We start from the raw sequence: 13,775 nt of genomic DNA on the forward strand, positions 1-13,775 counted from the left end.
GGCGGCTGGTAGGTCTTACCTATCTTTCCTGAAAAGGCAGCCGTTCTGGTAGATCTTCCCGATTTGTCATATGGTACGGTAGAATCGTCCGATTTGGTGAAGTTCATGATCGAAGAGCAGGACAGGCGGATTCTCGCGCACCTCCAGAAGGACGGTCGCGCCACCAACCAGCAACTTGCGGACGAGGTCGGAATGTCGACCTCTGCCTGCTGGCGCCGGGTGCGCGCGCTGGAGGAGGCTGGGGTCATTCAGGGTTACGCGGCACTGGTCGCGCGCGAGCAGGCGGGCTTTGCGATGTCCGCCATCCTCCATGTCTCGCTGGAGCGGCACGACGCCAAATTCGTCGACGAGTTTGTGTCCCGCGTCACCAAACGTCGCGAGGTGCTGGAGTGCTTTGCGACCACGGGCGATGCCGATTATCATCTGCGCGTCGTCGTGCAGGACATGGCCGCCTACAACAGGTTTCTCGACGAGTTCATGTTCCGCATCCCCGGCATCCGCTACGTCCGCAGCAATGTGGTGCTGAAGGAGATCAAGACGGGGGTCGCGTTGCCGTTTTGAGTGCACGGCGCACACAAATCCATCTCCTCTCCTTGAGGGGCCGACACGACCGGGTCTTCGTTGTTGTCACTCCGCGGCGCCGCGCCGCTGCACCTTCCAGGCACCGGCGGCCGGCCGCTTCAGCCCGAGATTTTCACGCAATGTCTTGCCGCGGTATTCCCTCTGGAACAATCCGCGCCGCTGCAACTCCGGCACGACGTGCTGCACGAAATCGGCGTAGGAGCCGGGTACGTAAGTCGCGGCGATGACGAAACCGTCGGAGCCGCGTTCCACGAACATCTCCTCGAGCTTGTCCGCGATCTCCCTGGGTCCGCCCACCATCGCGTCCTGGACCTGGCCGCGGCCGGAAAAGGTGACGAAGTCGCGCGCACTCGGGTTGCTCTTGCCCGAAGTCTTCAGCACGCCATCGCGGATGCCCAGAATCCCCTGCATGCTCTTCAGCTCGTCCGTCGTCAGCGGCTCATCGAGGTCCTTGGAAGCGAAATCATAGTTGAGCGCTTCGGCAAGCAGCGACAGCGCGTCGATCTGCAGCGGCAGCTTGTTGATCAGCGCCATCCTGTCCTCGGCCTCGGCTTTGGTGGCCGCGCAGACCGGCGTCGTCAAATTGCAGAGAAACATCTGGTCGGGGTCGCGGCCGGCCCTGGCGGCTTCGTTACGCACGGAGGCATAGCCTTCCTTGGCCGCAGTGAGATTGCGCGCGGCGGTGAAGATCACCTCGCCCCATCGCCCCGCGAAACGCTGGCCGCGGCCGGACGCGCCGGCCTGGATGATCACGGGATGGCCCTGATCCGACCGCGGTACGGTGAAGGGCCCGCGCGACTTGAAAGCTGGTCCCTTGTGGTCGAGCCGCTTCACCTTGGTCGGATCGGCAAAGCGGCCGCTTTGCTTGTCCATGATGAGCGCACCGTCCTCCCAGGTGTCCCAATGACCGAGCACCACGTCCATGAACTCGTCGGCGCGGTCATAGCGGGAGTCGTGTTCGGGATGCGAATCCCGGCCCATGTTGAGAGCTTCGCCGTCGTTGAGCGAGGTGACGACGTTCCAGCCCGCGCGTCCCCCCGACATCAGGTCGAGCGTTGCGAAGCGGCGGGCGACGTCGAACGGTTCGTAATAGGTGGTCGAGCAGGTCGCGCCGAGGCCGAGCTTCTCGGTGACCATGCCCATCGTGGTCAGCACGATCAGTGGGTCCATCTTTACGCAGCGGATGCCGTATTCGACGGTGTGGGCGTGGTCGTTGCCGTAGCGGTCCGGCATTGCCAGGCGGTCGTCGAAGAAGGCCATGTGGAACTTGCCTGCTTCGAGGATCCTGGCGATCTCCTGATAATAGTTCGCCGACATCCAATCATTGCGCGAGTCCGGATGGCGCCAGGAGCTCGGCAAATTGGTGCAGTTCTGCGCCTGGAGAAAGCCGACCAGGACCATCTGTCGATTCATACTGCTGTTCTCCTGATGCCGCCGGGCCGGATCGAGGACCGGCCGGGCCTGTGCGCGCGCCAGCGGGCGCAGCCCGTTCCGGAAGCTCCGGCGGCACGGAGCAGAGCGGCGCCGATGCGCGTGGGGCGGTCGGCTCCGGCGATCGGCATGGCGTTCCCTCGGCCTGGTACCCTTGGCGGGCTGCTCGTTGGCTGCCATCGTCTCAAAGCGCCGCCGCGATATCAATCTCCCGTAAACCAATACAGCGCTGCAAGTTTGTACGGAGAAGGCGCCTTTGGCCAAAGATTCGTCCCGCGCGGCGGCATTTTCGAAAGTTTCGCACCCGTCGTTCGCAGCTCGTTCACTTTGATCGACGGTTTGCAGCGCGCAATAACGACCACTTAGGCGATCGCGCTTCATAAAGGCACCCGGGAGAAATAGGCAGAATGCCCGGGAGCTGAGATCGTGCCGACGACACTCGCGCGCACATTTGCGGCGTTGAGCGCCATTAACGAAGCGATCCTCTACGCGAAATCGCCGGACGAGCTGTACCAGAAGGTCTGCGACGCCGGGTTTTCGAGCGGGGACTTTTTGGCGGTCGCCGTGTTCCTGGTGGAGCGGGACGGCAATCGATTGCGGTTCGCGGCCGGCTGCGGTGACGACATTCCGCGACTGCGCTCGATCGTGATCACGACGGAAGCCGATACCCCCGAGGGATCAGGCGTCGGAGGCGAGGCGTTTCGCGAGCAGAAGCTGTGCATCAGCAATGATTATCTGAACGACCCGCGTTCGCTGGCGTGGCGCGCGGGCGCGGCTTCGGCCGCCATCGGCGCGGCTGCGGCGCTGCCGCTGCTCTGCAACGGCAAGAGTGTCGGCGTCCTCTACGTGACCCGCCGCGAAGCCGGCTCGCTGAACGAGCAGATGGTGTCGCTGTTCGAGCGAATGTCGGCCAACATTTCCTATGCGCTGGACAATTTCGAGCGAGAGGAAGCGCGCCGGGACAGCGAAGCGGCGATGCGGCGGCTCAATCGCATGTTTCGGGCGCTTAGCGCGACCAACGAGGCAATCCTCAAGGCCAATACCGAGTTGGACCTGTATCAGCGCGTCTGCGACGCGGCCGTGCACGGCGGCAAATCGCTGGCGACTTTCGTGCTGCTGCGCGAGCAGGAGTCGCACTGGCTGACGCCGGTGGCGGCGACCGGACAAAATCTCGACCTGATCAGGCAGGCGCGCTACTCGATCGATCCCGAAAATCCCCACGGGCGTGGCATCTCCGGCCAGGTCTTCCGGACGCAGAAGGCGATGGTCGAAGACGACCTTGTCAGTCGGACCAAGGGAACGACCTGGGAACAGGCCAACATCAACGCCGGGGCGGTCGCGTGTGTCGCGGCGCCGCTGATCAAGCGCGGAACCAGCATCGGGGTGATGTACTTCTTCGTCAGCAAGTCCTGGGCGAAGGACGAGGGCGTCGTCGCGCTGTTGTTGCGCATGACCGAGAACGTGTGCTTTGCGCTCCAGAACTTCGATCGCGACGAGGAGAAGGCGCAGATCGCGCACGAGGAGGAGCGGCTGGCGCGCATGTACGCCGCGCTGAGCGCTACCAATGAAGCGATCATCCGGGCGACGTCGCGTGCGGAACTGTTCGACCTCGTATGCGAAGCGTCCGTGCAGGGCGGCAAGTTCGGCTCGGCCACGATCGCGCTCGCCGAGCCTGCCTCCGAACTGCTGCGCGTCGTCGCCTCCGCAGGGCCGAATTCCGACGAAGTGCGAAGGCTCAAATTCGCCACGACCGACGAGGTGCCGGAAGGACGAGGCCTGACCGGCACGTGTTTCCGCACCAGACAGCCTTGCCTGACCAACGACCTGCTGTCCGATGATCGCCTCAAGCCCTGGTACGACAGCGCGCGCCGCACCGGCGTCAAGTCCTCCGCCGCGCTGCCGTTGCTGAACGGCGATCGCGCAGAGGGCGTGTTCCTGTTCAATTCCCTCGAGACCGGCACGTTCACGCCCGAGCTGGTCGAACTGCTGGAGCGCCTTGCGCGCAACGTGTCATTCGCGATTGCAAATCTCGACCGCGCCGAGGAGAAGGCGAAGGCCGACAAGCAGCGAGACCGGCTGAGCAGCATGTTCGCGGCGTTGAGCGCCACCAACGAAGCCATCATGCGCGCCGAGACTCGGGATGAGCTGTTCGACGTCGCATGTCAGGCGGCCGTGCTGGGCGACGTGTTCGCCTCGGCGACGATTGGAATCATCGACGAGACATGCGAGATGGTCCGGGTCGTCGCCGCGAAGGGGCGGCTTCAGGAGCGGATGGTCGGGCGCAGCTGTGCGATTTCCCCGGATCATCCCGAGGGCCAGGGAATCATCGGAACCTCGGTGCGGACGCGCCGGCCCAGCGTGATCAACGACTACATGAACGACCCACGCTCGGCACACTGGCACTCCAAGGCAGTCGAGGACGGGACCCGCGCCGCCGCAAGCTTTCCGCTTCTGCGCGCCGGTCAGGAGCCGGTCGGCATCCTGCTTTTCCTTGCTCCGGAGGAAGATACATTCACGCCCGATCTGGTCGAGCTGCTGGCCCGCCTCGCGGAAAACGTCTCGTTCGCGCTCGACAATTTCGATCGCGCCGAGGAAAAGGCCCGCACCGAGGCGCAGAAGGAGCGGCTGAGGCGCATGTTCGCCGCCCTGAGCGCGACCAACGAGGCGATTATGCGGGCGAAGTCGCGCGCCGAATTGTTCGACCTCGTGTGCCTCGCGGCGTCGGACGGCGCCAAGTTCACTTCGACCACGATCGCGCTCACCAGAGCCGGTACGGACCAGCTCGAGATCGTGGCCGCCGCCGGCCCGTCCGCCGACACGACACGCAACGTCCGTCTCTCCATCGATCCCGAGCGGCCCGAAGGGCGCGGGATGAGCGGTACGGCGTTCCGCACACGCCGGCCCTGCATCAGCAACGACTACCTCAACGACGATCGCGTACGCGCCTTCCATGCCGTCGTCCGCAGCGACGGCGCGCGGTCGGGCGCGGCATTTCCGCTCATCGTGCACGACCAGGCCGTCGGCGTCATGATCTACATGTCGACCGAGCCAAGTACCTTCACGGCCGAGTTCGTCGAGTTGCTGCAGCGTCTCGCCGACAACGTGTCGTTTGCGATGGAGAATTTCGATCGCGCCGACGCCAAGAGCGAGGCGGACGAGCGGATCGAATACCTCGCTTCGCATGACAGTCTGACGGACCTTCCGAACCGCGAGACCTTCAACGGGCTCTTGCGCGAGGCGATCAACAGGGCAGAGCGCCGCGATCGACATTTTGCGGTGCTGTTCATCGATCTCGACCGCTTCAAGGTCATCAACGATTCGCTGGGCCACGAGGCCGGCGATCTGCTCCTACTCGAAGTGGCGAACCGGCTGCGCAGCGCGCTGCGGGCAAGCGACGTCGTGGCGCGGCTCGGCGGCGACGAGTTCGTGGTGATCCTCGATCAATGCGGCGAGATCGATGACGTCCAGCGGATCGCGACCGGGCTCCTGACGGCACTCGCCGAGCCCATGGAGCTGGCGGGGCACGAGTGCCACACCACGGCTTCGATCGGCATCGCGATGTATCCGGCGAACGGTTCCGACGCACAGACGCTGACCAAGAACGCCGACATGGCGATGTATCTGGCCAAGGAAGACGGCAAGAACGGCTACCGCTTCTTCTCCAACGAAGTGAAGACGCAGTCGATCGAACGGCTCTCGCTGGAGAGCGCGCTGCGCCGGGCGCTGGAGCGCGAGCAGTTTTCCCTGAACTACCAGCCCAAGGTGGAGATGGAGACCGGTCAGATCACCGGCGTGGAAGCGTTGCTGCGCTGGACGCATCCCGACCTGGGCAACGTCTCGCCGGCCCAGTTCATTCCGCTTGCGGAGGAGACCGGCCTGATCGTGCCGATCGGCCGCTGGGTGCTCAACGAGGCCTGCGCGCAGGCCATGGCCTGGCAGCGCCGCGGCCTGTTGCCGTTGTCGATGGCGGTCAATTTGTCGCCGCGCCAGTTCGCCGACGAGCATCTGTTGCAGGACGTCGACGAGGCGCTGGCGGCCTCTGGCATGTCGCCGGTGCTGCTCCAGCTCGAGGTCACCGAGAGCATGATGATGCGCAATGTCGGACGCGCGCTCAAGGTGCTCGACGCCATCCAGAGCCGCGGCATTCGTCTTGCCATCGACGATTTCGGTACCGGCTATTCGTCGATGTCGCTGATGAAGCACTTCCCGATCGACACCATCAAGATCGACCGCTCCTTCGTGCGCGACCTGCCGCAGGATTCGGAGGATCAGGCGATCGCGCAGGCGATCATCAGCATGGGCAAGGCGCTCGGCATGACCGTCGTCGCCGAAGGCGTCGAGAACGTCGAGCAGGAAGCGTTCCTGCGCAGCCATGGCTGCGACGAGATGCAAGGCTTCCTCATCTCCAAGCCCTTGCCGGCGCGGCAGATGGCCGAGCTGCTGCGGCCGATGACGCTGCCCGTGGCGCCGCCGCTCCAGCCGGAGCAGGACCTTGTCGCGACCGAAGCCGTAGCGTTACGGCCGAAACGCGCTGTCGTCTGACGGCAGCGGGTGCAGCTCGCGAGTCTCGTCATCCTTGCTTTCCGACTTGCGCGGAAACTCTTCCGGCCAAGACACGAAGGTCTGATCCTCGAACAGCGCGAGAAGCAGGCGCGCGCCCCCGGCAAAGGTCGATCCGTCTTCGAGGCCGAGCGCGTGCGACCACGCAGCGGGCATCGGCTGGCGCAGGTCGAGCACCGCGATCGCGGGTCCCCACCACCAGGCCGGCGCCGGCGAGCGCTCGTCCTCGGGCACGGCGAGCCAGCGGGCGAACTCGTTCACCACGCGCTCGAATTGCAGGCTTGCTGCCTGATGCATTCGCTCGGTGCTCCTTGTCGCGCCTGAAACCAGGCCGATGCGCGCACTCGGTCGTGGTCGTGAAGTTTGGAAGAACGGCGTCTCTCGGAGGCCGTATGCCGCCCAATCGGGGTCACGAGCTAGCGACGGCCGGATAAGCGGCCAGCGTAGCTGTCATAGTCTCTTCATTCTCTTTAGCGGCTGAAGGTGCCTACCGGCAAGGAACAATATGGCCGACTAGCGCGGCCGGAACGGATGCGCCTTCTGGTGCCAGGCCCAGGCGGTGCGGATCACCGTCGGCAGGTCGGAGTGACGCGGCACAAAGTTCAGCACCTTTCGCGCCGCGGAGGGGTCGGCGACCAGATAAGTGGGATCGCCGGCACGGCGCGGCTTGACGCTGTGAGGCACCTCGCGCCCGGTCTCCTGCCTGATGGCATTGAGGATCTCGCGCACGGAAAAACCCGAGCCGGTGCCGAGATTGAAGCTGCCGCCGGCATGTCCGTCTTCGAGAAGCTTCAGGGCCGCCACATGTGCTGCGGCGAGGTCCGTGACGTGGATGTAATCGCGGATCGCGGTTCCATCGGGCGTGTCGTAGTCGTCGCCGAACACCGCGAAGTCGACATGGCCCTGTAGCGCCATCATGGCGCGAGGAATGAGGTGGGTTTCGTTGTCGCGCAGCTCGCCGATGCCGCCTGAGGGATCGGCGCCGCTGGCGTTGAAATAACGCAGGCAGAACGCGCCGAAGCCGTAGGCCGTGCGATAGTCGGAGAGCATGCGCTCGATCATCAACTTCGACGCGCCGTAGGGATTGATCGGGGTGCAGGGAAAGTCTTCCGGCAGTTCCTTGGAGTCGGCATTGCCGTAGACGGCGCCGGTCGAGGAGAACACGATGCGATGGCAGCCGGCGTTGCGCATCGCCTGCAACAGCGACAGCGTTCCCTGCACATTGTTGACGTAATATTTCTGCGGATCGGTCATGGATTCGCCGACCAGGCTCGCCGCCGCGAAATGCATCACCGCCGTGATTTTGTGGTCGGCGAAGGCGCGGGCCAGCGCCGTGCCGTCGAGCAGATCGCCCGTCACCAGGGGGCCGGTCACGAAGCTGCGATGGCCTGTCGAGAGATTGTCATAAACGACGGGCTGATAGCCGGCAGCAGTCAATGCGCGGCTGGCATGCGAGCCAATATAGCCCGCGCCCCCTGTGACGAGGACGGTCGGTCGGTCGGTCATGTCGTCTTCTGCTCTTCTCTTAGCGGAGGGGCCGTTTGCGGCTGAAGAGAAGATAGAGCGCGCGGGGGTTGGTGGTCAAATAGCGCCAGAACAGGCGGCGTGGCTCGAGCCAGGTGCGCCAGACCCATTCGAGCCCGATTCGTTGCATCCATTCCGGCGCGCGCGCGCGGCTGCCCGACAAGAAATTGAACAGGCCGCCGGATGTCTTGATGACGCCAACATTGGTGAGATGCGGCGTGAAATCTTCCACGAATGCCTGCTCGTTGGGCACGCCGAGCGCGACCCACAGGTAATCAGGCGCAAGCGCGTTGATCTCCTCGACCTTGGCGCGTAGCGCCTCGCCGCGCAGATAGCCGTGGCTGCGCCCGACGATCTTGAGCTTCGGATACATCTTCTGGACGTTCTCGACCGCAGCGAGGTTCTCGGCCTCGCTGGCGCCGAACATGTAGAAGGTGCGGCCGACCGCCTCCGCCTTGCGCGCGACGATGTGGAACAGGTCCGTGGTCGCGACGCGCTCGGGCAGCGGAAACCAGGATTGGAGCTTCGAGGCCGCGACCAGCGGCTGACCGTCGGCGTTGATGAGGTCGGCAGCACGGAACAGGCGTTCGGTCTGCGGCTCGGTCGAGCAGCGTGCCAGGACCTCGCCATTGGCCGAGGTCAGGAACAACGGACGGCCGATGCGATGATCCGGATTGGTCGCCTCGATCATGAAATCGGCGGTGGCTTCCAGGTCGAGCGCGGCCATGCGAAGCCCGCCGACGGTGGTCCGCGGCACGTCGGCAGTCGCTGCCCGTCCGTCGAGGTTGACGCGGCGCTCAAGCATATTGTCTGCCTCGCTGGCGCGTTTCGATTGCGGGGGTGAGCTCGTCGAGCACGACGCCGACGAGCTTGCGCTCGGCGCTGCCGAGCGCGGTCAGTATCTCTTCCAGGCTGTCGTTGATGTCGTGGCTGGTCGGCAGCACCGCCACCAGCGCGTCGGTGTCTTCGAGCAGCTTGCGGCCGGCGGCCGAGAGGGGCATCGCGGGGCCGTCGAGGACCACTAGGTCATAGCCGCCCGCGGCGCGCGCCTGTGCAATCGCCTTGCGGATCGCGTCGGCAGCCTTGCCGGCATCGCCGTCGCCGGCCGGCAACACCGAAATGCCGTTGATCGTCTTGATCTCACGCGCGGCCTTGCTGCCGATGGAGAGCCAGCCGAGCTTGCTCGGCTCGCTCTTGCCGGGACGGCTGACCTTGTTCGACAGCGCGTGGGCCTGATGGTCGGCGTCGATCATCAGCACGCGGACGCCGTCGCGCGCAGCCGCGAGTGCGAAATTCAAGGCGCTCACGTTGCGTCCGGTGGTCTCGCCGCCGCCGACGAGCGCGATGACCGGCATCGCCTTGCCGCCGGCACGCCGGGCCATGGCACTGCGCATGTCGCGCCAGGCGTTGAGTAGCCTCGTCATGGGAAAGCCCGGCCGCAATGTCGGCCAGCCCAGCCTTGTGAGATCGACGCCGCCGCCGGTGGCGAGAATGGCGCCGAGCGTGTGAATGACGTCGGCTTCCTGGAGACGCGCGATCAGCGGCTTTTCGATCAGGGGCCTTTCGACCATCGCGGGTTGCAGCGGCGGCGCGGCAAGTTCGGGCGGGATCTGCGCGACTTCCGGGCTTCGCGACACCTGCTCGAGCCGCGAGGCTTCCTGCGCCCGCGAAACTTCGGGAGCGCGCGGTTTCTCCGGCATCGGCTTGCGCGCGCGGCGGGCTGGTGCGGGTGCCGGTGCGGCTGCGCCGGCGAACAGGAGTTCGGCCGCAACGAACCAGCCCGACGCTGCGAGCGCGCCGAAGATGAAGCCGATCATGGCGAACATGCTCATCGCCGGCGGGAACGAGCGCCGTTGCGGCACCGTCGCCTCGCCGATGACCCGAGCCGCCGAGGTATTCAGGCTCTCCTGCTCTTCTGTCTCGCGCGAGCGCTTGAGGAAGGATTGATAGACGTCGCGGCTGGCGTCGGCTTCGCGCTCGAGCTCGCGCAGCCGCACGGCGGCCTGGCTGAGCTGGACGCTCTGCCGTTTCTGGGCTTCCAGCGCCCGGTTGAGCGAAGCTTCGTAGTCGCGGGCGCGCGTCAGATCGTTCTTGGCGGACTGGGCGAAGCGGTCGATCTCTTCGTTGATGGTGCGCTTGAGGTCCTCGACCTGCTTTTCGGTCTGGCGCAGCGCCGGATGACGCGGCCCGAGCTCGCCGGCCTGCTCCGCATATTTCTTGCGGGCGTCGGCATATTGCGCGCGCAGATTCGCAATCGTCGGCGACTGCAGCGCTTCCGAATTCGCGCCGGCATCGGCCGCGGTGCGGCGGCTCGCCTCGATCTGGTCGAGCCGCGCCTGCGCGTCCATCGTCGCCGCGCGCGCCGCGGAAAGCCGCTGGTTGCTGGCGGAGAGCTGCTGGTCGCTGATCAGCGCGTCCTGGGTGCCGACGAAATTGTTCTGGGCCTTGTAGGTGGCGAGCGCGGTCTCGGCGCCGCGCAGCCGCTCGCGCAGCTCCTTGAGGCGGCCGGAGAGATCGCTGGTGGCGCGCCGTGCGGCCGAGGCCTGCGAGTTGCGGGATTCGGCGAGATAGGCGCTGGTCAGGGTGTTGGCGAGCATCGCCGCCTTCGCCGGATCGATCGACCAGACCTCGATGTCGACGATGAAGCTCTTCTCGGTCTTGCGGATCGTGATGTGCCTGTTCAGCGCCTCGAGCGCCGCAAGCTGCACCTCGTTGTTGGCCGCAGCGAAGGGCGCCCGGGGCTGCAGGCCGATCAAGCCGAGCAGCGACGACATCAGGCTCCTGGCATCGCTGCCGCCGAATTCCGGATCCTTCTCGAGACCGGCCTGCTGGATCACCTTGAGCAGCACGCTGTTGGCGGTGATCAGGCGCGCCTGGCTCTCCACCACCATGGACATGCCGGAGACGTCCTGGGCGCGCGGCGTGAGCTCCCGGTCGACGAGCTGAAGCTCGCGCGGATCGACATAGAGCTGGGCGGTGGCGGTGTAGCGGGGCGTCAGGCTCTTGCCCACGGTGACGGCAAGCGTTGCGCCGAGCAGAGCGGCCGCGGCAATCGCAATCTTGCGCCGCCAGAGCAGGTTGGCGAGCTCCAGCACGTTGAAGCCGGCTTGAGGACTCTGTTGCTGGGGCTCCGGTCCGGTCCGATCTATCGGCTGGTTGTAGTCAAGCATGATCCCCAGCTTTCATTCCAATTGCCGCAGGCTGAGGGGTTACTCTTCGCTCTACGCCATGCACCCGGGATATAGGTGCCCAATCAACGCAACAGGGAAAATTAACCATACTCACTGAGGGACTATTCACCGAAATGGCAAACAAAGCGTTTAAGCCCATGCCATTCCGCGCTGCGTCCCCATGCCCCTCGGGGCGCGTGAGATTCCTGGAGATTAACGGTTCGTTACCGCGCACGGCGTGGCCGCGAGGCTCCGCTTGCTCCGTGATGGGCTGCGCACGCGCCATGATGATCAGCGTTTCCGCAGGATGACGTGGTAGTCGCCGCGGCGGACGTCGATGCCGCGCGGAAGCACGGCGTTCAGCATGGCGGCGCCGGTGTCCACGAGAGAGGCGAACAGCGGCTTGCGCCGACGCATCTCGGGATAGCGCGGGCTCTCGACCTCGCGGCGGTAGATCATCTCGAGGCCGTTGGCGGCCGCGAATGCTTCGAGCCGGGACAGCGTGACCAGCGGGTGAAAGAAGGTCGGGAATGGCGGCTCGCCGGGCAGGCCGGCGTCCTTGATGCCGCGGATGTGCCGGTAGAACCAGACGTGAAACCAGTGCGGCGAATATTTGGTGACGACGCCGGACAGCGAGCGCGGATTGGGCGCGCCGATCAGCACCATGCCGCCGCGCTTGAGCGCATCGCGGAAATTCAGGAGCGCGGCGTCGACGTTCGGCAGATGCTCGATCACGTTATAGCAGATCACCAGATCGAAGGTCTCGGGCTCGAAACGGTAGGTCTGCACGTCGCCGAGGATCGCCTCGTCCGCGTAACTGTTGTTGCGGACCTGGTCCTCGTCGATATCGACGACGGTGACCTTGCTGCGGTCAAGCATTTCCGGCGGCAGGACGCTGCATGAACCGCCGCCGGCTTCGTAGATGGCGAGCTGGCCTTTCGGCAGCTCGCGGCGCAGCGCGTCGTGAACGGCGAGCAGGCTGTCACGGGCTTCGCCGGGGACGAGGTCGTGGAGCGCCTGGACGGGTGCAACGGCCGTGGGGATATGGATCGCGGTGGCAGTCGCGAAATCGATCGTGGCTGGCTTGTTCATGTTTCTTGTCCGCGCTTGTTCTAATCAAATTTACAGGAAAAAACTCGCCTGGCCGAAGAGCAAATCTGATGCCGCGTCGTCTCACCGGTCGCAGTGCTTACGGCCGGGTTAATGCGCATGCGCATTAACTACGGCATTGTCCATGTTGGGTCGTCGTTCGCACATGGACCGCGAATTGCAGTATCACGCACGCATGATTTCGCGGGAGAAGCCGGTTAAAGCGCATGATGTCGGTTCAAGACGGCCGGGAGATCGGCGCGGGGCGCAGGCACGCGCTTCCGCTCATCCGTTCATTTCGGGACGCATCTGTCCCGCGGCGATGTGCCGTCGTGGGACGTGTGATGAAGCAGGGCTTTCTCAACATATCTCGGACATCTAGAGCGTCATGACATTGATCCCGACAGACCTGTCCGCCATGCGTATCTCGGATGCCGTGCGCGATCCCGACCGGGAGATCGTGGCGAGCTCCCGCGTCATCGACCTGTCGGTCGGCATCGTCGTCTGCATTCCCTGCTTCCGCCGGCCGCAGCATTTGCGGCTGACGCTGGAATCCCTGGTGAACCAGCGTACCCCGCGTTCCTTTGCCGTCGTCATGGTCGAGAACGACGCCGCACTGCGCGAAAGCGCGCCGGTCGCGGCTGAATTTCTGGTCGAAGGCAGGCTGCAGGGCATCTGTCTCGTCGAGAAGCGGCAAGGTAATTGCCAGGCGATCAACGCTGCGTTCGAGACCGCGCAGGCGCTGTTTCCCGCCGCGACCCGCTTCCTGATGATCGACGACGACGAGATCGCATCACCCGACTGGCTCGAGCTGATGGTCCGTACCGCGGAAGCAACCGGCGCCGAAATCGTCGGAGGGCCGGTGCTGCCGGTCTTCGACGACGACAGCAAGCCCTGGCTTTCGCGTCATCCCGCCTTCTGTCCGGCCTACGACTATTCCGGCGCGGTGCCGCTGATCTATGGCTGCGGCAATTGCCTGATCACGCGCGCGGCCTTCGAGCGTTTCGAGCGTCCCGCCTTCGACCTGCGTTTCAATTTCCTCGGCGGCGGCGATTGCGACTTCTTCGTGCGGTGCCGCGATGCCGGCGTGATCTTCCACTGGACGGCCGAGGCGGTGATCACCGAGACCGTGCCAACAAGCCGTACCACGTTCGGCTGGATCGCAAAGCGTGGCCTGCGGATCGGCGCGATCAACTATCGTGTGCAATACAAGGCCGCGCAGAGCCCGGCCGCGCGGGCGCGAGTGTTCGCGCAGATGCTCGGACGGTTGCCGCTGTCGCTGGTTCGCGCCGCAGGCCTGTTGACGTCGTCGAAGGCCGTCGTCGCAATGCATCCGGTCATGGTTGCATTTGGTGCCGCCCTGGCGGCGCTGGGTGTCGAGCCGAAGCCCTACGAGGCCTCGAAGATCGTGTCCTGACG

At 65.1% G+C, this 13,775-nt stretch carries 9 protein-coding genes; 3 read left to right on the forward strand and 6 right to left on the reverse strand.

Features of this window, described 5'->3' with window-relative positions:
- Positions 1–105 precede the first annotated feature (105 nt).
- Positions 106–561 (forward strand): Lrp/AsnC family transcriptional regulator, encoded by a 456-nt coding sequence (locus tag RX330_RS05175; protein WP_317242281.1) that lies wholly within the window; start codon positions 106–108, stop codon positions 559–561.
- A 66-nt stretch (positions 562–627) separates the two neighbouring features.
- On the opposite strand, the gene RX330_RS05180 is transcribed toward RX330_RS05175, so the two are convergent.
- The gene (locus RX330_RS05180) at positions 628–1,995 is read right to left on the reverse strand and encodes an LLM class flavin-dependent oxidoreductase (RefSeq protein ID WP_317242282.1); all 1,368 of its coding nucleotides are present in this window, start codon (positions 1,993–1,995) and stop codon (positions 628–630) included.
- A 444-nt stretch (positions 1,996–2,439) separates the two neighbouring features.
- Here RX330_RS05180 and RX330_RS05185 point away from each other — a divergent pair, with 444 nt between their 5' ends.
- Positions 2,440–6,555, forward strand: coding sequence for a GAF domain-containing protein (locus RX330_RS05185; RefSeq protein WP_317242283.1), 4,116 nt, complete (start codon positions 2,440–2,442; stop codon positions 6,553–6,555).
- Here RX330_RS05185 and RX330_RS05190 read toward each other — a convergent pair.
- The 5 genes from RX330_RS05190 to RX330_RS05210 all read right to left on the reverse strand — a co-directional run bounded on the left by RX330_RS05190 (position 6,529) and on the right by RX330_RS05210 (position 12,359).
- Entirely contained in the window at positions 6,529–6,870 is a 342-nt protein-coding gene (locus RX330_RS05190; protein ID WP_212080067.1) for a hypothetical protein, read from the reverse strand. The two genes, RX330_RS05185 and RX330_RS05190, sit on opposite strands and share 27 nt — an antisense overlap.
- 216 nt (positions 6,871–7,086) lie before the next feature.
- A complete protein-coding gene (gene galE, locus RX330_RS05195; RefSeq protein ID WP_317242284.1) occupies positions 7,087–8,079 on the reverse strand; it encodes a UDP-glucose 4-epimerase GalE in 993 nt (330 codons plus the stop codon).
- Positions 8,080–8,098: 19 nt separating this feature from the next.
- Positions 8,099–8,902, reverse strand: coding sequence for a WecB/TagA/CpsF family glycosyltransferase (locus RX330_RS05200; RefSeq protein ID WP_212080071.1), 804 nt, complete (start codon positions 8,900–8,902; stop codon positions 8,099–8,101).
- Positions 8,895–11,267: an exopolysaccharide transport family protein gene (locus RX330_RS05205; protein ID WP_317242285.1), complete on the reverse strand. Its 2,373-nt coding sequence runs from the start codon at positions 11,265–11,267 to the stop codon at positions 8,895–8,897. Before RX330_RS05205 ends, RX330_RS05200 begins: the two co-directional genes overlap by 8 nt.
- A gap of 291 nt (positions 11,268–11,558) precedes the next feature.
- On the reverse strand, positions 11,559–12,359 hold the full coding sequence (locus tag RX330_RS05210; RefSeq protein WP_317242286.1) for a class I SAM-dependent methyltransferase: 801 nt from the start codon (positions 12,357–12,359) through the stop codon (positions 11,559–11,561).
- A 385-nt stretch (positions 12,360–12,744) separates the two neighbouring features.
- On the opposite strand from RX330_RS05210, the gene RX330_RS05215 reads away from it, so the two are divergent.
- Positions 12,745–13,773 carry a glycosyltransferase family 2 protein gene (locus RX330_RS05215; RefSeq protein ID WP_317242287.1) on the forward strand — a complete coding sequence of 343 codons (1,029 nt, stop codon included), beginning with the start codon at positions 12,745–12,747 and terminating at the stop codon, positions 13,771–13,773.
- Positions 13,774–13,775 lie beyond the last annotated feature (2 nt).

Source organism: Bradyrhizobium sp. NDS-1 (assembly GCF_032918005.1).
Taxonomy (GTDB): Bacteria; Pseudomonadota; Alphaproteobacteria; order Rhizobiales; family Xanthobacteraceae; genus Bradyrhizobium; species Bradyrhizobium tunisiense.